This window comes from Geodermatophilus sp. SYSU D00814, assembly GCF_054050055.1.
The window spans coordinates 145,964-168,291 of the sequence record NZ_JBJGYP010000004.1; the positions used below are offsets into that span (position 1 = coordinate 145,964).

General features: G+C 76.3%; 20 protein-coding genes. 9 read left to right on the forward strand and 11 right to left on the reverse strand.

The window, feature by feature from the left end; all coding sequences use genetic code 11:
- Window positions 1–67: 67 nt before the first annotated feature.
- From rplI to rpsF, 4 genes are all read right to left on the reverse strand, one after another.
- Window positions 68–523: a 50S ribosomal protein L9 gene (gene rplI / locus ACI780_RS04520; RefSeq protein WP_456871211.1), complete on the reverse strand. Its 456-nt coding sequence runs from the start codon at window positions 521–523 to the stop codon at window positions 68–70.
- A 2-nt stretch (window positions 524–525) separates the two neighbouring features.
- Entirely contained in the window at window positions 526–762 is a 237-nt protein-coding gene (gene rpsR, locus ACI780_RS04525) for a 30S ribosomal protein S18 (RefSeq protein ID WP_073422051.1), read from the reverse strand.
- A 98-nt stretch (window positions 763–860) separates the two neighbouring features.
- Window positions 861–1,358, reverse strand: a complete 498-nt coding sequence (locus tag ACI780_RS04530; protein WP_457001068.1) for a single-stranded DNA-binding protein — start codon at window positions 1,356–1,358, stop codon at window positions 861–863.
- 2 nt (window positions 1,359–1,360) lie between these two features.
- On the reverse strand, window positions 1,361–1,648 hold the full coding sequence (gene rpsF / locus ACI780_RS04535; RefSeq protein ID WP_456871209.1) for a 30S ribosomal protein S6: 288 nt from the start codon (window positions 1,646–1,648) through the stop codon (window positions 1,361–1,363).
- Window positions 1,649–1,821: 173 nt separating this feature from the next.
- Here rpsF and ACI780_RS04540 point away from each other — a divergent pair, with 173 nt between their 5' ends.
- Window positions 1,822–2,634, forward strand: coding sequence for a deoxyribonuclease IV (locus ACI780_RS04540; protein WP_457001071.1), 813 nt, complete (start codon window positions 1,822–1,824; stop codon window positions 2,632–2,634).
- A gap of 78 nt (window positions 2,635–2,712) precedes the next feature.
- On the opposite strand, the gene ACI780_RS04545 is transcribed toward ACI780_RS04540, so the two are convergent.
- The 3 genes from ACI780_RS04545 to ACI780_RS04555 form a co-directional block, all read right to left on the reverse strand.
- Window positions 2,713–4,170, reverse strand: coding sequence for a glycosyltransferase family 87 protein (locus tag ACI780_RS04545; protein WP_457001073.1), 1,458 nt, complete (start codon window positions 4,168–4,170; stop codon window positions 2,713–2,715).
- Between the two features lie 91 nt (window positions 4,171–4,261).
- Window positions 4,262–6,667: a transglycosylase domain-containing protein gene (locus ACI780_RS04550; RefSeq protein ID WP_457001075.1), complete on the reverse strand. Its 2,406-nt coding sequence runs from the start codon at window positions 6,665–6,667 to the stop codon at window positions 4,262–4,264.
- A 159-nt stretch (window positions 6,668–6,826) separates the two neighbouring features.
- Complete coding sequence (locus ACI780_RS04555) at window positions 6,827–7,237, reverse strand: DUF5318 family protein (RefSeq protein WP_456871205.1); 411 nt, start codon at window positions 7,235–7,237, stop codon at window positions 6,827–6,829.
- 156 nt (window positions 7,238–7,393) lie between these two features.
- Here ACI780_RS04555 and ACI780_RS04560 point away from each other — a divergent pair, with 156 nt between their 5' ends.
- From ACI780_RS04560 to ACI780_RS04570, 3 genes are all read left to right on the forward strand, one after another.
- The gene (locus ACI780_RS04560) at window positions 7,394–8,014 is read left to right on the forward strand and encodes a PadR family transcriptional regulator (RefSeq protein ID WP_456871204.1); all 621 of its coding nucleotides are present in this window, start codon (window positions 7,394–7,396) and stop codon (window positions 8,012–8,014) included.
- Between the two features lie 107 nt (window positions 8,015–8,121).
- A complete protein-coding gene (locus ACI780_RS04565) occupies window positions 8,122–9,201 on the forward strand; it encodes an inositol-3-phosphate synthase (protein WP_456871203.1) in 1,080 nt (359 codons plus the stop codon).
- A gap of 114 nt (window positions 9,202–9,315) precedes the next feature.
- A complete protein-coding gene (locus ACI780_RS04570; protein ID WP_457001078.1) occupies window positions 9,316–10,077 on the forward strand; it encodes a hypothetical protein in 762 nt (253 codons plus the stop codon).
- A 134-nt stretch (window positions 10,078–10,211) separates the two neighbouring features.
- Here ACI780_RS04570 and ACI780_RS04575 read toward each other — a convergent pair whose 3' ends face one another.
- Complete coding sequence (locus ACI780_RS04575) at window positions 10,212–10,874, reverse strand: YqgE/AlgH family protein (protein WP_456871201.1); 663 nt, start codon at window positions 10,872–10,874, stop codon at window positions 10,212–10,214.
- A 63-nt stretch (window positions 10,875–10,937) separates the two neighbouring features.
- Between ACI780_RS04575 and ACI780_RS04580 the strand changes: the two genes are divergently transcribed.
- The gene (locus ACI780_RS04580) at window positions 10,938–12,227 is read left to right on the forward strand and encodes an MFS transporter (RefSeq protein ID WP_457001080.1); all 1,290 of its coding nucleotides are present in this window, start codon (window positions 10,938–10,940) and stop codon (window positions 12,225–12,227) included.
- Here ACI780_RS04580 and ACI780_RS04585 read toward each other — a convergent pair.
- From ACI780_RS04585 to ACI780_RS04595, 3 genes are all read right to left on the reverse strand, one after another.
- On the reverse strand, window positions 12,224–13,126 hold the full coding sequence (locus tag ACI780_RS04585) for a matrixin family metalloprotease (protein WP_457001082.1): 903 nt from the start codon (window positions 13,124–13,126) through the stop codon (window positions 12,224–12,226). The genes ACI780_RS04580 and ACI780_RS04585 overlap by 4 nt on opposite strands.
- 137 nt (window positions 13,127–13,263) lie before the next feature.
- A complete protein-coding gene (locus ACI780_RS04590; RefSeq protein WP_457001084.1) occupies window positions 13,264–14,016 on the reverse strand; it encodes a matrixin family metalloprotease in 753 nt (250 codons plus the stop codon).
- A gap of 99 nt (window positions 14,017–14,115) precedes the next feature.
- Entirely contained in the window at window positions 14,116–15,570 is a 1,455-nt protein-coding gene (locus tag ACI780_RS04595) for a CCA tRNA nucleotidyltransferase (protein ID WP_457001086.1), read from the reverse strand.
- 42 nt (window positions 15,571–15,612) lie between these two features.
- On the opposite strand from ACI780_RS04595, the gene ACI780_RS04600 reads away from it, so the two are divergent.
- The 4 genes from ACI780_RS04600 (at window position 15,613) to ACI780_RS04615 (ending at window position 22,280) form a co-directional block, all read left to right on the forward strand.
- Window positions 15,613–16,089, forward strand: coding sequence for an NUDIX hydrolase (locus ACI780_RS04600; RefSeq protein WP_456871197.1), 477 nt, complete (start codon window positions 15,613–15,615; stop codon window positions 16,087–16,089).
- Between the two features lie 97 nt (window positions 16,090–16,186).
- Entirely contained in the window at window positions 16,187–18,481 is a 2,295-nt protein-coding gene (locus ACI780_RS04605) for a DUF6049 family protein (protein ID WP_457001088.1), read from the forward strand.
- Complete coding sequence (gene murJ, locus ACI780_RS04610) at window positions 18,478–20,541, forward strand: murein biosynthesis integral membrane protein MurJ (protein WP_457001090.1); 2,064 nt, start codon at window positions 18,478–18,480, stop codon at window positions 20,539–20,541. Before ACI780_RS04605 ends, murJ begins: the two co-directional genes overlap by 4 nt.
- Window positions 20,542–20,624: 83 nt before the next feature.
- Window positions 20,625–22,280: a hypothetical protein gene (locus tag ACI780_RS04615; protein WP_457001092.1), complete on the forward strand. Its 1,656-nt coding sequence runs from the start codon at window positions 20,625–20,627 to the stop codon at window positions 22,278–22,280.
- The last annotated feature ends 48 nt before the right edge of the window (window positions 22,281–22,328 follow it).

The following is a 22,328-nucleotide window of genomic DNA, read 5'->3' on the forward strand; positions in this document are numbered from 1 at the left end:
GCGAGGCCCGAGACGACGCGAGGGGCGCCGGACGACGTCCGGCGCCCCTCGCGGGCAGTGCGGTGCGTCAGCCGGCGACGACCTCGATCGCCAGCCGGGTGGTGACCTCCGGGTGCACCCGCACGGTGACGGTGTGCTGGCCGGTGGTCTTGATGCTGCTCGGCAGCTCGATGCGGCGGCGGTCGAGCTCCGGGCCGCCGGCGGCGGTGACGGCCGCGGCGACGTCGGCGGTGGTGACCCGGCCGAAGAGGCGGCCCCCGTCACCGGCACGGGCGGGCACCCGGACGGTCAGGCCGGACAGGCGCCCGGCCACGGACTGGGCCTCCTCGAGCGAGCGCACCTCGCGGGCGGCACGCGCCCGGCGCAGCGACTCGACCTGCTTCTCGGCACCGCGGGTGGCGACGATGGCCAGACCGCGGGGCAGGAGGTAGTTGCGGGCGTACCCGCCCTTGACCTCCACGGTGTCACCGGAGGACCCGAGACCGGTGACCTCCTGCGTCAGGATCAGCTTCTGGGTGCTCATGGTCAGCGCGCCGTCGAGGTGTAGGGCAGCAGGGCCATCTCACGGCTGTTCTTGACGGCCGTGGCGACGTCCCGCTGGTGCTGGCTGCAGTTGCCGCTCACGCGGCGGGCACGGATCTTGCCGCGGTCGGAGATGAACTTCCGCAGCAGGGTCGTGTCCTTGTAGTCGATGTAGGTCGCCTTGTCCTTGCAGAACTGGCAGACCTTCTTCTTGGGCTTGCGCACGGGGGGCTTGGGCACTGGGTTCTCCAGGTACGGCTAGGGGGGTAGATGGAACGGCCCTCTCGCAGGGACCCGCGCCGCGCGGAGCGTGGCGTGGGGGGCGAGGGGGTCCTTTCTCAGAAGGGCGGCTCGTCGGACGGGCCGGCGGGCGTCGACCACGGGTCGCTCGCGCCGCCGCCACCACCGCCGCCGAAGCCACCGCCACCGCTGCCGCCGCCGCCGAAGCCGCCACCACCGCCGCCCTCACCACGGGAGGCGCGGGTGACCTTCGCGGTGGCGTAGCGCAGCGAGGGGCCGATCTCGTCGACCTCGAGCTCGATGACGGTGCGCTTCTCGCCCTCCTTGGTCTCGAACGAGCGCTGCTTGAGGCGCCCCGAGACGATGACCCGCGAGCCGCGGGTGAGGGACTCGGCCACGTTCTCGGCCGCCTGCCGCCAGACGTTGCAGCGGAGGAACAGCGCCTCGCCGTCCTTCCACTCCTGCGACTGCCGGTCGAAGGTGCGCGGCGTCGAGGCGACCGTGAAGTTGGCGACCGCGGCACCCGACGGCGTGAACCGCAGCTCCGGGTCGGAGGTCAGGTTGCCGATGACGGTGATGACGGTCTCGCCGGCCATGCTCAGTGGACCTCGGGCCGCATCAGCTTGGTGCGCAGCACCGACTCGTTGAGGTTGAGCTGGCGGTCGAGCTCGGCGACGGCGGCCGGCTCGGCCTGGATGTCGACGACCGCGTAAATGCCCTCGACGTGCTTCTTGATCTCGTAGGCCAGGCGGCGCCGGCCCCAGATCTCGGTCTTGACGGTGCCACCGGAGTTGGTGACGACGGTCAGGAACCGGTCGAGGGAGGGAGCGATGGTGCGCTCCTCCAGGTCGGGGTCGAGGATGACCATCAGTTCGTAGTGACGCACGGAGAACCCCACCTCCTCTGGTCTGGGCGGCTGCAGTCGGTCTGCAGCAGGAGGGTCGTACACGCGTCGCGCGCCCGGTCCCGCCGGGGACGGCGGACGGACGCGCACCTCCAGGCTACCAGCGCGGCCGGGAGCCCCGGCCGCCGTCACCGGACCTGACTACCGTCGCCGGGGTGAGCAGGCACCCGATCGGCGTCCACGTCGGACCCGGACTGACCGAGGACAACGAGCTCGACGCCGGGGGCCCGCTGGCCCGGGCGGCGGAGATGGACGCCGACGCCGTGCAGGTGTTCCTCGGCGACCCGCAGGGCTGGAAGAGCCCGCCGCCGCGCCCGGACGCCGAGGCGCTGCTCGCCGGCGACGTCGCGGTGTTCGTGCACGCGCCCTACGTGCTCAACGTGGCCTCGACGAACAACCGCATCCGCATCCCCAGCCGCAAGAACCTGGCGGTGCACGCGCGGGCCTCGGCGGCGATCGGCGCCCGCGGGATGGTCGTGCACGGTGGGCACGTGCTGGCCAAGGACGACCCGGCGGCCGGCTTCGACAACTGGCGCAAGACCTTCGCGCGGCAGGCCGAGGACGGCGGCTTCCCGCTGCCGCTGCTCATCGAGAACACCGCCGGCGGCGAGAACGCGATGGTGCGCGAGCTGGGTGCGGTGGCGCGGCTGTGGGACGCCGTCGGCGAGTTCGGCGCGGGGTTCGTGCTCGACACCTGTCACGCCTGGGCGGCCGGCTGGGACCTCGCCACCGCCGTCGACGACGTCCGGGCGATCACCGGCCGGGTCGACCTGGTGCACCTGAACAACAGCCGCGACCCGCAGGGATCGGGCCGCGACCGGCACGCGCCGCTCACCGCGGGCGAGATCCCGCTGGACCTGCTGCTCGGCCTCGCCCGCGCCGCCGACTGCCCCGTCGTCCTGGAGACCCCCGGCGACGCCGCGTCGCACGCCGAGGAGGTCGCCCTCGTGCGCGAGGCGCTCGGGTAGCCGACCGCCCGTACGGCCGTCCTCCTCAGCCCGCGGCGTCCTCCCTCGTGGCCGGACGTGCGGGAGGACGCCCCACGATCAGGTCACCTGATCCCAGCGGCGCCGGCCGCGCAGCACCACGCGGTCCTCCGCGCCGTCCAGCGGACCGCCGGCGGGGTCGTCGACGGCCGGCCAGGAGGTGCGCACGACGTCGCCGTCGGGGCGCCACACGTCCCGCACGACCAGCCCCACGAGCACGAGGACGGCGACGTCGCGGGCGGTCACCGCGAGGAAGAACCACTCGGTGCCCACGCCGCGCTCGTCGGTGCCGAGGTACCAGAGCATCCGCACCACCCACAGCACCGCCTCGGTGGCCTGCCAGAGCAGCAGCGACCGCCACCTGGGCCGGGCCAGCACCGCCAGCGGCAGCAGCCACAGCGAGTACTGCGGGCTCCACACCTTGGTGACCAGCAGGAACCCGGCCACCAGCAGGAAGGCGACCTGCGCCACCCGCGGCCGCACCGGCGCGGTGAGGGTCAGCCAGCCCACGGCGGCCACCACCAGCAGCACGCAGACCGCCACCAGCGCGTTGAGCACCACCGGCGTCTCGCCCTCGGCGAGCGGCCCGTCGAGGAGGTCGCCGCCGGCCGCGGTGATCGCGATGTTCCACAGCGTGTCCGGATCGGCCGGGCGGGTGCTGTTGAGGCGGAAGAACAGCGACCAGTTCTCCGGCGCCAGCAGCGCGACCGGGACGTCGACGGCCAGCCAGGCGACGGCGGCGGCCAGCGCCGCGCGCAGCCACACCCGCAGCCGCCCGGCCCGCAGGCACAGCAGGAACAGCGCGCCGAGCAGCAGGGCGGGGAACAGCTTGGCCGCGGTGCCCAGGCCCAGCAGCACGCCGGCCAGCACCGGCCGCCCGCGCGCCCACGCCCACAGCCCGCAGGCGGCCAGGGCGACGGCGAGCAGGTCCCAGTTGGTGAACGCGTGCACCAGCAGCAGCGGCGAGAGGCCGACCATCGCCGCGTCCCACGGACGGCGGCCGGAGGCGCCCAGCACCGCCCGGACGGTGACCAGCGCGCACAGGCTCAGCAGCAGGCAGGTGGCCGCGTAGTAGGCCTGCACCGGTGGGACCTGCGGGAGCAGGCCGGCCGCGCCGGCCAGGTCCTCGTAGCCGCGGCCGAGGACCGCCGCGAGCGCCATGAGCGCGCCGGTGAGCACCGGGTACTCCACGGCCGCGTCCAGGTAGGGGAGCGCGCCCTCGCCGAGGCCGTGGATGCCGAACAGCGGGACGGTGTCGGAGTAGCACAGGTGCGTGTACTGCACCGACCCCGCCCAGTTGCCGTCGGAGCACGGCGCCTGCTTGAGCCACGCGGCGGCCAGCACGACGGTGGCGTAGAGCAGGCAGACCCGCAGCGGCGTCCAGAACAGCGCCCGGCCGGTGACCGCGTGCCGGCCCCACGGGCCGCCGACGGCCTCGCTGGCCTGCGCGGCCACCCGGTCCGACCACGTGGGCACCACCCGGTCGGGGCGGCGGTCGGTACCGGGTGCGGGCGCCACCGCAGACGCCGCGGGCCCGTCCGCCGGCTGGGGTGCCGGAGCGGACGGGCCCGTCGGGGAGGAGCTCACCGGGTCAGTGTGCCCGGGGCGGTCAGCCGGTCGGTTGCGGTTCCGGTTGCGTCGTCGGGGCGGCCGGTGCGGGCTGGCCGTTGGCCCAGCCGTTGCCGTCGGTGCCGTCCTCACCGCCGAGGGTGCCGCTGACCGGCGGCTCCACGACCTCCGTGGGTTCCTCGGGGGACCCGGTGTCCGGCGCGGTCGGCGGCGTGGTGGGCGCCGGTGCCGTCGTCGGTGCCGGGGCCTCGGTCGTCGCGGGCGCGGACGGCTCGGTCGGCTGCGCCTGCGTCGGCGGGGCCTGCGTGGTCGGCGCCGCGACGCCCTCGCCGGTGTCCCCGCGGATCTTCGGCGAGTCGGGCAGGTCCTCCTCCGGCGTGCCGGCGAGGGCGGTGTCCATGAACTGCTGCCAGATGGCCCCGGGCAGGCCGGCGCCGTAGACGATCTGGCCGGCGGCGTTCTCGATCGGGACGGTGGGCGAGTCGTTGCCGATCCACACCGCCGCCGACAGCGAGGGCGTGTAGCCGACCATCCAGGCGTCGGAGTTCTCCGAGCCGTTGAGGCCCTGCGTACCGGTCTTGCTGGCCACCTCGCGGCCGCCGTCGAGCGCCCGGCGGGAGTACTGCGCGACGCCCTCGAGGGCGAAGGTGGTGTCGTTGGCGACGTCGGGGTCGATGACCTGCTCGCCCGGGCCCTCGCCGCTCTCCAGCAGCACGGTGCCCTCGGAGTCGGTGACCCGGGCGACGAAGTGCGCCGGGCGGTGGACGCCGCCGTTGGCGAGGGTGGCGAAGCCGACGGCCTGGTCGATCGGGCGCATCTCGTACTGGCCGATGCCGATCGACCCGCCGGTGGCCCCGGTCTCGGGGTCCGACAGCGTCCGGGCGTCGTCGAGCGTGCCGCCGGTGACGGCCGGCCACGTCTCGGGCAGGCCCGTGGCGCGCAGGATGGTGTCGCGGACGTTGTCCGGGCCGACCTCGTAGGCCAGGCCGTAGTACGTGGTGTTCAGCGACCGCGTCATGGCCTCGACCAGGGTGCAGGCGCCGCACTGGGCGTTGCCCGAGTTGCGCACCGGCAGGCCCGGGCGGTCGGGGAACTCCTGCGGCGAGCTGCCGTCGCGGCGGGAGTTGACGCCGATGCCCTCCTCCAGCGCGGTGGCCAGCACGTAGGGCTTCACCGACGAGCCGGGCTGCCGGCGCGCCTGGGCGTAGTCGATCGCCCCGTCGCCGGACCCGACCGGACCGCCGTAGTAGGCGCGCACCGCGCCGGTCCGGGGGTCGACGGCGACCAGCGCCTCCCGCAGCGGGTCGGGCTCGCCGTCCATCACGTCGTTGACGGCGGCGACCGCGGCGTCCTGCGCGGCCTTGTCCACGGTCGTGGTGATGCGCAGGCCGCCGGCGCGGATCTGCTCCTCGGAGTAGCCGCGGGCCTCGAGCTCGGCGATCGCCTGCGAGACCACCAGGCCCTCGGGACCGGTGGGGATGCCCAGCGACGAGGACTCCGGCCGCGGCAGGACCGGCGGGTAGACGGACGCGTCGCGCTCGCCCTGGGTGATCCAGCCCTCCTCGACCATGGCGTCGAGGACCAGGCCCCAGCGATCCTGGGCGCCCTCGGGGTTGGCCTCGGGGTCGTAGGAGCTCGGGCTGCGGACGAGGACGGCGAGGACGGCGCCCTGCTGCGGGGTCAGCTGCGCGGCGGGCACGCCGAAGAAGGTGTTCGCCGCGGCCTCGATGCCGTAGGCGCCGCGGCCGAAGTAGATGGTGTTCAGGTAGTTCTCGAGGATCTCGTCCTTCGAGTACTGGTTGTCGAGCTTGACGGCCAGGAACAGCTCCTGGAACTTGCGGCTGAACGTCTGCTCGTGGGTGAGGAAGGCGTTCTTGACGTACTGCTGGGTGATCGTCGAGCCGCCCTGCGTCGAGCCGCCGGTGAGGTTGTTCCACGCGGCCCGGACGATGCCGGTCAGGGAGATGCCCGGGTCGGAGTAGAACTCCCGGTTCTCCGCGGCGAGGATGGCGTGGCGGGCGCCCTCGGAGACCTCGCCGAGGGCGACGTTGGTGCGGTTGGTGTCGCCGAGCCGGCCCATCTCGGTGGTGCCGTCGGCGTAGTAGACGACCGTCGTCTGCGCGTTCTGCACCGAACTGGGGTCGGGCACCTCGGTGGTGGCGTAGACGACGCCGACGAAGACGCCGAGCAGCACGAACAGCCCGGCGACGGTCGCCAGGGCGATCTTCAGCCGGCGACGGCGGCGCTGCTTCTTCGTCCGCGCCTTCTTGCCGCCGGCCGGGCGGGAGCCGGTGGGCCGGGAGCCGCCCGGGCGCGACCCCCCCGGCCGCCCCGCGGTCGGGCGGCTGCGCCCACTGCCCGCTCCGCCGGTCGCGCGGGCGGCCGGCGGGCGACGGGGCGGCACGCCGGACGGGCCGACCGGCGAGGTCTCGTCGTGGGGAGGCACCAGGGAGCCCCTCCTCGGTAGTCGGTGGGCAGGACGGGATCCGGCCCAGCGTGGCGTTCTCGGCTGTGTGCGCCGGGGAGGACGCGCGAGGCGCGCCGCACCCCCGGGGCGGGTGTGACGGACGGGTCCGCCGGTGTGGCAACCGCCGGACCGGCGGAGTTAGTCCGTGGCAGCGCGACGACGACGGCGCGGCTGCCGGCCCGGGTCGGGCTCGGCCCCGAGGACGAAGGAGCAGTCCAGGTGGTTCCACCCGCACCCGCGGCACACCTCGACGGTGTACACGGAGAACTCCTCCTGAGCGGCGTCCATCCGGACGAGCTCCGCCTCGGTCTTGGCCTGGCCGGACACGTGGCCCAGCCCTTCACCGTAGACGTAGTTGACCAGGGAGAGGCGCTCGCGGCGGCAGACCGGGCAGGGGAGGTCGGTCTGCTCCCCGTGGTACCGCGCCGCACGGGTCAGGTACGGACTGGCGTCGCAGACCTCCGAGAGCCCGGTGCGCCCGGCCTGGACGTCGCGCAGCACCGCTCGCCGGTGCAGCGAGTAGTCCACGACGGAGCGACGTCCGGGCACGGCGCCAATGTACGCAGGTGCACCAGTCGGCAGGTCCTCTCCGGCGGCGTCCCGCGGCCCTCCGGGCGGCCCGTCCCCGATCGGGCGACCTCCCTCCGGTTGCCCTCCCGTTCCCCTCCCGATGTATCGTCCCGATACATCGACCGGCAGGGACCGATGGGGGGCGAGGTGCTCGAGTTCGCCATCCTCGGGTTGCTGCAGCAGTCCCCGATGCACGGCTACGAGCTGCGCAAGCGGCTCGCGGAGGTCCTCGGCGGGCTGCGCAGCATCTCCTACGGGTCGCTGTACCCCGCGCTCAAGCGGTTGCACGCCGCCGGGCTCGTCACCACCGACGAGCCCGACCGGCGGGCGCCGCTGCCGGCCGACGCACCGCCGTTGACCGGCCGGCGCGGGAAGGTGGTCTACACGATCACCGCGGAGGGCAAGGAGCGCTTCGCGGAGCTGGTCAGCCAGGCCGGCCCCGAGGCGTACGACGACGACCGGCTGTTCGGCGTCCACCTCGCCTTCTTCCGGCACACCGCCGCCGACGTGCGGCTGCGCATCCTCGAGGGGCGCCGCCGCACGGTCGAACGGCAGCGGGACGGCCTGCGGTCCTCACTGGCGCGGACCCGGGAACGGCTCGACCGCTACACGCTGGAGCTGCAGCGCCACGGCCTGGACTCGGTCGACCGCGAGGTGCGCTGGCTGTCGGAGCTCATCGACAGCGAGCGCCGCCGGCCCGAGCCGGACCCGGACCCGGCGAGCCGGACCGGGGAGGACCGACCACGGCACGACTGACCACGGCACGACTGCAGGCACCACCGGCTGCGCCGCCACCGCAGCCACCGCCAGGACCGGAACGGTCCCGCGACACGGACCACCCGGTCCAGGGAGAAGGGAACACCATGGGAGCTGTCAAGGTCGCCATCGTGGGCGTCGGCAACTGCGCCGCCTCGCTGGTGCAGGGCGTGCACTACTACCGGGACGCCGACGAGACCACCTCGGTGCCGGGCCTCATGCACGTCCGCTTCGGTGACTACCACGTCTCCGACGTGCAGTTCGTCGCCGCCTTCGACGTCGACGCCAAGAAGGTCGGCCGCGACCTCTCCGAGGCGATCGTCGCCAGCGAGAACAACACGATCAAGATCTGTGACGTGCCCCCGCTGGGCGTGACGGTGCAGCGCGGCACCACCCTCGACGGCCTGGGCAAGTACTACCGGGCCACGATCGAGGAGTCCGACGAGCAGCCGGTCGACGTCGTCGCCGCCCTGCGCGAGTCCGGCGCCGACGTGCTCGTCTGCTACCTGCCGGTCGGCTCGCAGCAGGCCGCCGAGTTCTACGCGCAGGCCGCGCTCGACGCCGGCGTCGCGTTCGTCAACGCCCTGCCGGTGTTCATCGCCGGGACGAAGGAGTGGGCGGACCGGTTCACCGCCGCCGGCGTCCCGATCGTCGGCGACGACATCAAGAGCCAGGTCGGCGCCACCATCACCCACCGGGTGCTGGCCAAGCTGTTCGAGGACCGCGGCGTGCAGCTCGACCGCACGATGCAGCTCAACGTCGGCGGCAACATGGACTTCAAGAACATGCTCGAGCGCGAGCGCCTGGAGTCCAAGAAGATCTCCAAGACCCAGGCCGTGACCAGCCAGGTCGACCGCGACATGGGCACCGACAACGTGCACATCGGCCCGTCGGACCACGTGCCGTGGCTGTCGGACCGCAAGTGGGCCTACGTGCGGCTCGAGGGTCGCGCCTTCGGCGACGTCCCGCTGAACCTGGAGTACAAGCTCGAGGTCTGGGACTCCCCGAACTCGGCCGGCATCATCATCGACGCCGTCCGCGCCGCGAAGATCGCCAAGGACCGCGGCATCGGCGGCCCGATCCTGTCGGCGTCGTCGTACTTCATGAAGAGCCCGCCGGTGCAGTACGACGACAGCGAGGCCCGCGACGCCGTCGAGGCCTTCATCCGGGGCGACGTCGAGCGCTGATCGCGCCGCACCGACCGCACCGGGGCCCGTCCTCCGACCCGGAGGGCGGGCCCCGGTGCGTTCCGGGCCTGTCGGGGACCGCACGGGGCCGCGGCGCTGCTTACGCTGGCCGCCATGCCGCGCCGCCTCCTCGCGTCCGCGCTGGTCCTGCTCGGGGTGGGGCTGGCCGGCTGCTCGGACGACGAGGCCGACCGGCAGCCGGGTGACCCGGTGACCGCCGCGCAGGCCGAGGTGCTGGCCGGGCTCCTCGCGCGCGGTGTCGAGGAGGGCGGCGGCGCCGACGTCGTCGCCACGGCACCCTTCGGCGAGGAGGGCCTGCTCACCCTCACCGGCGAGGTCGACCTGGCCGGGGCCGCCGGCCGCGCCCGGGTGGTGACCTCCTACGGGGACGGGCGGCCCGACGACGTCCGCACGCTGTTCTTCACCCGCGAGCAGGTCTGGTTCGGCGACGTGCCGGGTCTGCCCGAGGCGCTGGCCGCCGCCGGCCTGCCCGACGTGCCGTTCGTGCGCCGGCCGCTCGCCACGGGGCCCGACGCGGTGCCGCTGACCGACGTCCTGGTGCAGGTGGTGCTCAACCTCGGCGCCGAGGAGCCCGACGACGCGGCGGCGTTCCTCGGCGGGACGGCGACCTGGGAGGGGCAGCGGTCGATCGACAGCCGGCTGGCGTCGGTCTACGCGTCGGAGGCGGGCTGGTCGGTGGCCGTCGACGACAGCAGCGACCTGCTGGTGCAGTTCGAGGCGGAGCTGCCCGGCCAGGGGACCCAGGTGACGGTGACCCTGGCCGACCACGGGCCGCGGACGATCGCGCTGCCGGAGGACGGGCAGACCCTCGACGCGCTCGCGCACCCGGAGGTGGCCGCCGTCCTGGGGCTGTGACGGTCCCTGGACATGGGGGGAGGGGGCGGCCTCTTCCCCAGACCGCCCCCTCCGGGCTCTTTCCTACCAGACCCCGCGGTCGCGCGCAGCACCGTGGCGTGTCCGGCGGCGCCGGACTCCCCCGGGCGGGTGGGTCAGTTCGCGGACGGGTCGGCCGGCGCCGTCGACAGCACGGCCAGCCGGCCGGTCTGGCGGGCCAGCACCGCGCGCCACAGCTCCGGGCCGGACAGCCCGCTGAGGACGTCGCCCGGCGTGCCCGGCACGCAGGCCCACGCGCCCTCGGCGATCTCGGCGGCCAGCTGACCTCGGGACCAGCCCGCGTACCCGGCGAACACCCGCAGGCCCGCGACCCCGGTGTCGAGCGCGTCCGGGTCGGCGTCGAGGTCGACGAGGTAGACGTCGCCGGCCACCCGGCGCAGGCCGGCCGGCTCCTCGCCCTGGCCGGGGCAGGTGGCCAGGCACAGCGCGGTGTCGGTCTCGCAGGGACCGCCGACGTGGAAGACCCCCGGCTCGACGGCGAGGTCGCACCAGCCGGGCAGCACGTCGCGGATCTCGACCTGGCTGGGCCGCCCGAGCACGACGCCGAGGGTGCCGCTGTCGTTGTGGTCGAGCACGTAGACGACGGTGCCGGCGAAGTTGGGGTCGCTCAGCGCGGGCATCGCGACCAGCAGGGACCCCGGGCCGACGTCGTCGAGCGTGCCGGTGGACAGCGTGGGGACCGCCGGACGACGTCGCCCCCGGGCCGCCCGGGCGGGGCGGCCGGAGTCGGGGTCGGGTGACGCGGGCACCGAGGACATCGGATCCAGTGTGCAACAGTCCGGCGGCCGAGGGTGGACGAGGCCGCGCCGTACGGTGATCGGGTGCAGCAGGCCGACACCAGCGTCCGGCACCTGCTCGCCCGGGGGGACTTCCGCCGGCTGCTGGCCGCCCGCCTGCTCGCCCAGTCCGGCGACGGCGTGCTGCAGGCCGCCCTCGCCGGGACCGTGCTGTTCAACCCGCAGCGCGCCGCCGACCCGGTCGACGTGGCCGCCGCCTTCGCCGTCCTGCTGCTGCCGTACTCGGTGGTCGGGCCGTTCGCCGGGGTGTGGCTGGACCGGTGGAGCCGCCGCCAGGTGCTCGTGCGCGCCAACGTGCTGCGCGCCGGGCTGGTCGCCGTCCTCGCCGCGCTCGTGCTCGCCGGCCAGGCGGGCGTGCCGTTCTACGCCGCCGGGCTCGCGGTCTTCGCGGTCACCCGGTTCCTGCTGGCGGCGCTGTCCGCGGCGCTGCCGCACACCACCGACGCGGCCTCGCTGGTGCCGGCCAACGCGCTGTCGACGACGTCGGGGGCGGTGGCCACGGTGACCGGCGGCGTCCTCGCCCTGGGCCTGCTGCAGCTGGGCACGGCCGGGGACGCCGCCTACGCCGCGGTGGCGCTGTCCGCGACGGTGCCCTACCTGGCGTCGGCCGCCGTCGCCGCCGGGTTCGGCCGCGAGTACCTCGGCCCCGACTCGGGCGTCCGCTCGGCCCGCCTGCCGGCGCGGGCGGTGCTGCGCGGGATGGTCGCCGGTGCCCGGCACGTGGCCCAGCACCCGCCGGCCGCCGCGGCGCTGGCGGCCATCACGGCGCACCGGGTCTGCTACGGCCTGCTCACGCTGATGACCCTGCTGCTGTACCGGAACACGCTGACGGAGTGGACCGGCCCGCTCCCGGGCGGGCTGGCCGGGCTGGGCGTGGTGCTCGCGGCCGGGTCGGCCGGCACCCTGATCGCCGCCGTGGCCACCCCGCCGGCGGTGCGGCGGCTGGGCACCCGGGGATGGGTGGTCGCGCTGCTGGCCGGCGGCGGCGTCCTGCAGCTCGTGCTCGGCCTGACCTTCACGGCGCCCGGGTGGGTGGCCGCCGGCCTGGTGCTCGGCGTCGTCGCGCAGGGCGTGAAGATCTGCGTCGACGCCACGCTGCAGCGCTCGGTCGACGACGACTTCCGCGGCCGGGTGTTCTCCGTCTACGACACCCTGGTCAACGTCGCCTACGTGGCCGCCCTGGTGGCCGGCGCGCTGCTGCTGCCCGAGTCGGGGCGGTCGGTGACCGGGTTGCTCGTCGTCGCCGCGGTCTACGCCCTCACCGCCGTCGGCTACGCCGCCACCACCCGTACGCACGCCTCCGACCGGGTCTAGAGGCGCGGCTCGCAGGGACCCCGGCCGAGCCGGGCGAGGCCGGCACGGTCGCCGGGACCCAGGTCGACCTGGCCCTCGTTCGTCGCCGACATCAGCTCGGCGGGGTCGGCGACGTGGTCGAGGCCGAGCACGTGCCCGAGCTCGTGCACGAGCACCGCCAGGACGGCGTCGCGGCCGCCGGGGGAACCGAGGACGTCGGTGGCCCACCCGGCGTCGACGGTGACCGCGCCGGTGACGTAGACCAGCGGCCCGCCCGCCGACACGGCCTGGCTGCCGCCGATCCCGGCGACGGTGCCGGCGAGCGCGGGGACCTGCTCCGGCGCCGCCCAGCTGACCAGGACCGGCGCCCAGCGGTCCCCGTACCGGTCGGGCTGGTACGCCGGCCGCTGGTCCGACCACGTCTCGTCGGTCGTCCCGTCGTCGACGAACCGCAGGCCGCTCGCGGCGGAGACCCGGGCGACGGCCTCCGCGACGAGCGCCTCGGCGCCCTCGGGGGCCCCGGCCGGGGCGAGGACGTGGTGCAGCGGCCGGCACGGGTCGTAGGTGACCGGTGTGACGCCGTCGTCCTGGACCGCGGTGAAGGCGTGGCTGCCGGTCGCGGGGGCCGCACCCGGCTGCCCCAGCGGCCCCGCGGCGGCCTCCCGCCCCGGGGTCGGGCGGTCCCCGGCTCCGCCTCCGCCGGACGCCGGCCCCGGCCACGGCGACCCGTCGAGGAGCACGCCGGCCCCCAGTCCCAGCGCCAGGACGACGACGAGGGACAGCAGCCCCCGGATCGCCGGCCGGCGCCGACGGGGCGGGCGCGACGGCGCCCAGGCCCGCCAGCCGGGCGGATCGGTCGTCCCGCCGGTCAGCTCGTCGAGCACCCACTGCGGCACCCGGCCGGTGGGCGAGGTGGGCACCCCGACGGGACGGTCCTGCGGTCCCCCGTGCACGCTGCGCGCTCCTCTCCGCGGTCCGGTCGCAGATCCCCTCGGCGCACCGACCGGCCGGGTGGAGTCCTCCGGCGGGCGGCCACCTCCGAGAGGGGGAGCCGCCCCTACAGGCGCGGCTCGCAGGGACCCCGGCCGAGCCGGGCGAGGCCCGCGCGGTCGCCGGGACCCAGGTCGACCTGGCCGTCGTTGACCGCGTGCATCAGCTCGCCGGCGTCGTCCACGTGGGCCAGGCCGACGACGTGGCCGAGCTCGTGCACCAGGACGGCGCGCAGCGCGGCACGGCCCGGCGCCGACGTCACCGCGGCGGCGGCCCAGTCGGCGTCGACGAGCACGCTCCCGGTGACGTAGACCGCCGGCCCGCCCGCGGAGGCGGCGTCGCTGCCGCCGCGCGCGGCGATGCCGCCGCCCACGTCGGGGGTGTCCGCCGGCGGCTCGAAGGAGACCAGCACCGGCGCCCAGCGGTCGCCGTAGCGGGCGGGCTGGCGCGCCGGGCGGTCGCGGGTGACCCGCTCGTCGGTGCGGCCGTCGTAGGCGAACCGCAGGCCGGTCGCCGCGGCGATCTCCCCGACGGCGCCGGCCAGCAGCTCCTCGGCGCCCGGCGGGGCGTCGCCGGGGCGCAGCACGTAGTGGACGACGCGGCAGGGGTCGTAGGCGACCGGGGTGACGCCGTCGTCCTGGTGGTGCAGGAACGCCCAGCTGCCGGACCCGGTCGGAGCGGGCGCCGCGACGTCGTGAGGCCAGGCGGCCGAGGGCTCGCGGACCGGCCACGACAGCAGCGCCAGCACCAGGCAGGCGACCGTGACGGTGCGCCGGCGCGCTGTCGCGCCGAGCACGCGGCCGTGCGGTCGACCGTGCACCCGCGCCCCCGTCCTCCCGGTCCGGCCGTCGGTCCTACCGGCGCGGGGCGGGGCGGGGGAGACCGCGCGGGGGAGGTGTCACCCGGGCGGGTGAGGGCGCTACGAGCGGGCGGCCCACCAGGCGCGCAGCTCCGCCTCGGCCTCGTCGGGGTCCAGCGGCCCGCGCTCGAGGCGGAGGTCCTTGAGGAAGCGCCACGCCTCGCCGACCTCGCGGCCCGGAGGGAGGCCGAGGATCTCCATGATCGCGTTGCCGTCGAGGTCGGGCCGGACGCGAGCGAGGTCCTCGGCCTCCGACAGCTCGGCGATCCGCCGCTCCAGGGAGTCGTAGGTGGCCGACAGCGCCGCGGCCCGGCGCCGGTTGCGGGTGGTGCAGTCGGAGCGGACCAGCTTGTGCAGCCGCGGCAGCAGGTCACCGGCGTCGGTGACGTAGCGGCGCACCGCGGAGTCGGTCCACTCACCCCGGCCGTAGCCGTGGAAGCGCAGGTGCAGGAAGGTCAGCCGGGCCACCGCCTCGACGACGTCCTTCGGGTAGCGCAGCGCGGTCAGCCGCTTGCGCACCAGCTTGGCGCCGACCACCTCGTGGTGGTGGAAGGAGACCCGGCCGCGGGGCTCGTGCCGGCGGGTCGCGGGCTTGCCGACGTCGTGCAGCAGCGCCGCCAGCCGCAGCACCAGGTCCGGCGACGGCGCCTCCGGGTCGGCCTCCTCCAGCGCGATCGCCCGGTCCAGGACGGTCAGCGAGTGGCTGTAGACGTCCTTGTGCTGGTGGTGCTCGTCGATCTCCATCCGCAGCGCGGACAGCTCCGGCAGGACGACGTCGGCCAGGCCGGTGGAGACGAACAGCTCCAGCGCCGCGCGGGGGGCGTCCTGCAGCAGCGTCCTGCTCAGCTCGGCCTGCACCCGCTCCGGGGTGATCCGGGCCAGCTCCCCGGACATCGCGGTGAGCGCCTCGAGCACCTCGTCGACGGGGGTGAGGCCGAGCTGGGCGACGAAGCGCACCGCGCGCAGCATCCGCAGCGGGTCGTCGGCGAAGGAGTCCGACGCCGCCCCGGGCGTGCGCAGCCGGCGGGCCAGCAGGTCGCCGAGGCCGCCGAAGGGGTCGGTCACCGTGCGGTCGGGACCGAGCGAGACGGCCATGGCGTTGACCGTGAAGTCCCGGCGGGCGAGGTCGTCGACCAGCGACGTCCCCCAGGCCACCTCCGGGTCGCGGGAGATCCGGTCGTAGCGGTCGGCGCGGAAGGTGGTGATCTCCACCCGGGTGCCGCGGATCTCGGCGCCCACCGTGCCGAAGGCGATGCCCTGGTTCCACGTGGAACCCGCCCAGCCGCGCAGCAGCCGCAGCACCTGCTCGGGGCGGGCGTCGGTGGTGACGTCGAGGTCACCGGGCGGCAGCGCCGACCCGCTCCCCGCGGCGAGCAGCGCGTCGCGCACCGATCCGCCCACGAGGTGGGCCTCGAAGCCCGCCGCGGCGAACCGCTCGCCCAGCTCTCCCAGGACGGGGGAGACGTCGACGAGGTCGCGCACGGTCTGCTGGACCGCCGGGGGCACACCGGACACGACGAGCCAGGGTAGTGCGGTCTCTCGCGCTACCCTCCTGGCATGGGAGGGACCGGTGGACGAGGCCGCCCCGGCCGCCGACTGCGCCGGGTCGACGAGACCTCCGCCGGGGGACTGGTGGTCGCCGACGACGGCATCTCCGGTCCCCGTGCCGCGCTCATCGGTCGCACCGACCGCCGCGGCCGGCTGCTGTGGTCGCTGCCCAAGGGCCACATCGAGGAGGGGGAGACCCCGGAGGACACCGCCGTGCGGGAGGTCGCCGAGGAGACCGGGATCATCGGCGAGGTCCTCGCCCCGCTCGGGATCATCGACTTCTGGTTCGTCGCCGAGGGCCGGCGCGTCCACAAGACGGTGCACCACTTCCTGCTGCGCGCCATCGGAGGTGCCCTGTCCGACGCCGACGTCGAGGTGACCGAGGTCGCCTGGGTGCCCCTCGACGAGCTGAGCGGCCGGCTCGCCTACGCCGACGAGCGTGCGCTGGTCGAGCGCGCGCCGGCGCTGCTCGCCGACAGTGCGTGACCGCGCGCGCGAGGTCCGTCCCAGGCACAGCACCCCCGCACCCGGGGCCGGCCGGCGCGGGAGGGCCCGGACGCGCCCCGGCGCCTCCGTCCGCCGGGTGCTGACCACGGCCCTGCTGGCCGTCCCGCTGCTCACCGGCCCCGGAACGGCCGCGCCGGCCGCCTCCGCCGCGCCGCCGCTGCCGCTCCCCGCGGCGCCGGCCACCCCCGCCCCGGCCCCGCCCCCGGCGGTCGACCCGGAGCGCCCGGTGACGGTGGAGCTGACCCGCCTCGACCCGCGCACGGTCGCGCCCGGCGGCACGGTGACGCTGGCCGGGACGCTCACCAACGGCGGCGCGGAGACGCTCACCGACCTCGGCGTCCGCCTGCAGCGCGGCGACGTCGTCACCACCCGGGCCGGGCTGCTCGCCACCGACGCCGACCCCGACGCGCTGTCGGCCGCCTCCACGCCCTTCGTGCCGGTGCCCGGCGAGCTCGGCCCCGGCGCCTCGCTGGACTTCAGCTACACGGTGCCCACCGCCGACCTGACCGTCGACCGCGACGGCGTCTACCCGGTGCTGCTCAACGTCAACGCCACCGGCGAGGACCGCACCCAGCGTCGGGTGGGCGAGGTGACCACCTCGGTGATCCAGCAGAGCGCCGCGCCGCCCGCCGCCACGGCGGTGGCCTGGCTGTGGCCGCTGGTCGAGCGCACCCACCGCGACGCCTCCGGCGACTTCGTCGACGACGACCTCACCGCCCTGGTCTCCGACGGCGGCCGCCTCGACCGGGCGCTGCAGGTGCTCGAGCGGCTGCCGACCGTCCTCGCCCCGGGTGCGCTCGACGCCGTGCCCGTCGCCCCGGTCACCGTGGCCGTCGACCCCGCGCTCGTCGAGGAGCTGTCGGTCATGGCCGAGGGGTCCTACGACGTCGCGGGCGAGGAGGACGCCGGCACCGGCACCGAGGCCGCGGCGGCCTGGCTGGAGCGGCTGCGCGCGGTGGCCGCCGACCACCCCGTCGTCGCGCTGTCCTACGGCGACGTCGACGCTGATGCGCTGCAGGCGGCCGGCCTGCCGGCCGCGCTCACCCGCAGCCTCCCCGCCGCGGCCGCCCCCGCCGGGACCGCGGGTGACACCCCCGACGGCACCGACGACGGCACCGACGAGGGCACGGTCTCCGCCGCGTCCCCGGGCCCGGCCGGCGCGGCGCTGCTGGAGGACGTCCTCGGCGTCGCCCCGCGCACCGACCTGTCCTGGGCGGTCGGCGGCTCGCTGCGCCCGGAGACCCTCGGGACGCTGCGGGAGGGCGGCGTCGAGCGGGTCGTCGTCGCCTCCAGCGCGCTGTCGGCCGGCGAGGCCGTCCTCGGCGTCACCGGCGGCGGTGCCGCCGCCCGCACCACCGTGCCCGGCGCCGACGGGCCGGTGGAGGCGCTGGTGGCCGACAGTGGCCTGTCCGCCCTGGCCGGCGCCACGCGCAGCACCGCCGGCGGGCCCCGGGTGGCCGAGCAGCGGTACCTCGCCGAGCTGGTGCTGCTCTCCTCCCAGCCGGTGGCCGACCCGGCCGGGCAGACGGTGCTCGTCGCGCCGCCGCGCGACGTCGACCCCGACCCCGAGACCGCCGCGGCGATGGTCGCCGACACCGCGCTGCCGGGTCTGCGCCCCGTCTCGCTGGCCGACCTGGCCGCCGGCCCGGCCGTCGACGCCGGCACGCCGCTGGAGCCGGCCGACGCCGCGGTGCTCGACCCCGAGGGCCTGGTCGACGTCGTCGCCGCGGCCCGGCTGCGCGACGACCTCGCCGGCGCCGTCGCCGGGGACCCGGCCACCGAGCTCGCCCCCCACGACGCCGCCCTGTCCCGCACCGCCTCGGCGTCCTGGCGCGACGAGCCGGCCGCCTTCCGGGCCGCCGCGGCCGACCTGCGCGCCACGATCGACGACCTGCGCCAGGAGGTCACCCTGATCGCGCCGGCCGACGGCACCTACAGCCTGGCCTCCACGGACGCCCCGCTGGCCCTCACCGTGCAGAACGACCTGCCCTTCGCGGTGCGCGTGCTCCCCGTCGTGCGCACCCGCGGCAACGTGGGCCTGACCTTCGGCGAGGTCCGCCCGCAGGAGGTGGCGCCCGGGGAGCGGGCGCTGCTGGAGGTGCCCACCCAGGTGACCCAGTCCGGCCGGTTCGCCGTCACCGCGACCCTCACCACCCCGGGCGGCCGGCCGCTGGGCGACGACGTGGAGATCCTGGTGCGCAGCACCGCCTACGGGACGATCTCGCTGTCGATCACCATCGGCGCGGCCGCGCTGCTCGGCCTGCTGTTCCTCCGCCGCGGGGTGCTCTTCCTGCGCCGCCGCAGCCGGGGCGAGCACGACGCCGCCGACGCCGCCGGGACGGCGTACCCGCCCAGCCGGAGCCCGGTGTGACCGGCCACCCGCGCAGCGAGGAGGAGGCTCCCGCGCAGCGGCCGCTGCCGCCGGTGCCGCCGGCCTCCGCGGCCCGGGAGCGCTCCGCCCGGCCCCCGCTGCCCCCGCCGCCGTACCCGGTCGCGCCGCCGCCGGAGTCGCGGCTGCCGTCCCCGCCGGCCCGTCGGCCGGTGCCGCCCGTCCCGCCGCCGGTCCGCCCGCGCCCCGGCGCCGCGCCGGAACGCACCGCGGCCGACCGGCCCGTCGCCGGGCCGCCGCAGTCCGGCGCGCCCCTGAACGGGGAGGTGCGGCGCGCCGCCCGGCCGCTGCCGCCGGTGCCGCCGCCGGTGCGGCACCGCTTCCTGCCGGCCGAGGAGACCCAGGTCCTCCCGATGCTGGTGCTGCCGCCGGTGCCGCGGCCGCCGGAGGGGGAGACCGAGGAGGAGGCCCGCGAGCGCGAGGGCACCCCCGGCGCCAGCCGGGGCATCCTGCGCGCCGCCGGCACGATGGCGGTGGCCACGCTGGTCTCCCGCGTGACCGGGCTGCTGCGCACCGTCGTGCTGGCCGCGGCGCTGGGCGTCGGCCTGGTCAACGACGCCTACAACACCGCCAACACCCTGCCCAACATCGTCTACGAGCTGCTGCTCGGCGGCGTGCTGACCTCGGTCATCGTCCCGCTGCTAGTGCACGCCCAGGAGCGCGACCGCGACGGCGGCGTCTCCTACGCCCAGCGGCTGTCCACGGTCGCCATCGCCGGGCTGGTCGTGGTCACCGCCCTCGCCGTCGCCGTCGCTCCGGTGCTGACGGCGCTCTACGGCATCCAGGGCGACCCCGAGCAGGTGCGGCTGGCCAACTGGCTGGCGCGGATCCTGCTCCTCGAGATCGTCTTCTACGGCATCGGCGCGCTGGCCCAGGCCATCCTCAACAGCCGCGGCGTCTTCGGGCCCCCGGCGTGGGCGCCGGTGCTCAACAACGTCGTCGTCATCGCCACCGGCGTGCTGTTCGTCATGGCCGCCGGCCCCGGGGAGCTCACGCCGCAGACCATCACCCCCGGCCAGGTCTGGCTGCTCGGCGGCGGCACGCTGCTCGGGATCGCGGTGCAGGCGCTGGTGCTCGTCCCGCTGCTGCGCCGCGCCGGCGTGCCGCTGCGGCCCCGGTGGAACCTGCGCGGGATCGGCCTGCGGGAGGTCGGGAACCTGGGCCTGTGGGTGCTCGGCTACGTCGCCGTCAGCCAGGTCGGCGTGGTGGTGGCCACCCGCATCGCCAACGCCGCCACCCGGGAGGGCGGCCTGGGGTCCAGCGCGCTGGCCATCGCCAGCCTGCTGTTCCAGATGCCCTACGGGATCATCGGCGTCGCGCTGCTGACCGCCCTGGTGCCGCGGATGAGCCGCGCCGCCGCCCGCTCCGACGTCCCCGGCGTCGTGCAGGACCTCTCCCTGGGCACCCGGCTGTCGGCGCTGGGGCTGCTGCCGGTGTCGGCGGCGCTGACCGTGCTGGGCCCGGAGCTGGCCACGGTCGCGTTCGCCCGCGGCAACACCTCGGTGGCCGAGGCGCAGGGCATCGGCGCGGCGCTGGCCGTCGGCGCCTTCGGCCTGCTGCCCATGGCGGTCACGCTCCTGCAGCTGCGGGTCTTCTACGCCATGAAGGACGCCCGCACGCCGACCCTCATCCAGGTGGGCATGGTCGCGGTCCGGGTGCCGCTGCTGCTGCTCGTGCCCGTGGTGGTCGGGCCCGAGCACGTCGTCGCCGGGCTGATGCTGGTCACCAGCGTCACCTACGTCGCCGGCTGGGTGTTCGGGCACGTCGCGCTGCAGCGCACCCTCGGGGGCCTGCGCACCCGCGAGACCCTCGGGCCGCTGCTGCGGATGATCCTGGCCGCCGTCGTGGCCGGGCTGCTCGGCTGGCTCGTGGCCGGGGTGACCGAGGACGCGTTCGGGTCGTCGACGGGAGGCTCGCTCGCCACCCTCGTGATCGGTACCGTGGTCGTCGGTGTCACGGCCCTGGCCGGGTTCGTGCTCGCCCGTGTCCCGGAGCTCCGGGGTCCCCTCGCCGCCGTCCGCGGGCGGCTGGGGCGCGGATGAGCACCGACCGGCCGGCACCCGGGGACACCGGCCCCGGGGCAGCGCGCCACCGGCCGGAGAGGGACAGGGGGACGGAAGCGTCCGTGACCGCCACGATCACCGGACTCCCCGACCGCTACCGGCCGCTGGACCAGGTCGGCGTCGAGGAGTCCACCGAGACCGGTGTCATCCACTGCTGGCGGGCCCGCGACCGCGTCCTCAACCGCGACGTCGCCATCCGCGTGCACGTCCCCGGCGGGCCGCCCGCGCGGGCCTGGATCGCCCGGGCGCTGACCGCCGGCGGCCTGGCCACGCCTGCCCTGGCGATGGTCTACGACGCCTCCGAGGGCACCGGGGGCGAGGGCGGCGTCGCCTACGTCGTCAACGAGTGGATCGAGGGGGAGACCCTCGCCGAGCGGCTCGCCGACGGGCCGATGGACGAGCGGCAGGCGCGCACCGTGCTGCGCCGGCTGGCCGAGGGCGTCGCCGAGGCGCACCGGGTCGGGCTCGCCGTCGGCGGGCTGGGCCCGGAGACGGTCGTGCTGCGCCCCAACGGGCTGGTCGGGCTGCGCGCCGTGCCGGCCGCCACCGGCAGCGTCCAGGAGGACATCGCCGCGCTCGGCGCCCTGCTCGAGTACTGCCTGACCGGCCGCCGCACCGGTGTCACCGGGCCCGACGGCCTGCCCTCGCCGCCCCCGGTCATCCCCCAGCCGGACCTGGCCGCCCTGGTGCGCCGCGCGCGGTCCACCGAGCCGGGCGCCCGGCTGGCCAGCGCCGCGGCGATGGCCGCCCTGCTCGCCGAGCGGCCCCGCGGCGGGCACGCCTCGGTGCCCGTCCGCGACCGCGACGAGAGCGACAGCGGCTGGCTGCGCCGGCTGCGCGAGCACCGCGACACCGAGGGGGAGACCCCCGCCGAGGACCGCACGCTCGTCCCGCCGTCGCCCGCCCCCGCGCCCGCGCCCGGCGCCGAGGAGCGGCCGCACCGCCTCGACCCCGCCGTCCTCCCGCCCGTGCCCCCCGGCCGCCCCGCCCCGGCGCCGGCCGAGGACGGCGGGGTGCTCGGCGCGGGTGACGACGCGGTGTTCACCGGCACGGCCGACGACGACGCCGACGACCGCCCGGCCCGCTCCCGCCGGCTGCTGGTGGTCGTCCTGCCGCTGGTCGCGCTGGCCGTCGTGGTGCTGCTGGCCTGGTGGGTGGGCACCAACCTGCTCTCGGTGGCCGACTCGGTCGACCGGGCGCCCGCGCCCCGGCCGTCGGCGTCCAGCAGCGCGCCCGCCGAGGAGAGCGCCGCGCCCGCGGCCGACCCCGGCGCCCCGCTGGCCGTCACCTCCGGCCGGGTCTTCGACCCCTTCGGCGACGGCGAGCCCGAGAACGACGGCGACGTGCCGCTGGCCACCGACGGGGACCCGGCCACCGCGTGGTCGACGCTGAGCTACCGGGGCTCGCCGGCCTTCGGCAACCTCAAGCCCGGCGTCGGGCTGGTCCTCGACCTCGGCTCGGCGCAGCCGGTCGGCGGGGTCACCGTGACCACGACCACCCCCGGCATCACCGTGGAGGTCCGCACCGGCGAGTCCGCCGACGGCGACCTCGACGCCTTCCCCGTCGCGGCCGGCGGCACCGTCGACGGCACCGCCGAGTTCGCCCTCGAGGAGCCGGTCACCACGCAGTTCGTGCTGGTGTGGGTGACCGGTCTGGTGCCCGCCGAGGACGGCTTCGCCGGGTCGATCGCGGAGGTCGCCGTCACCCCCGCGGGCTGACGTGTCGGGCGCCTCACCAGCCCCGATCCGGGAATGCGCCCCTAGGAT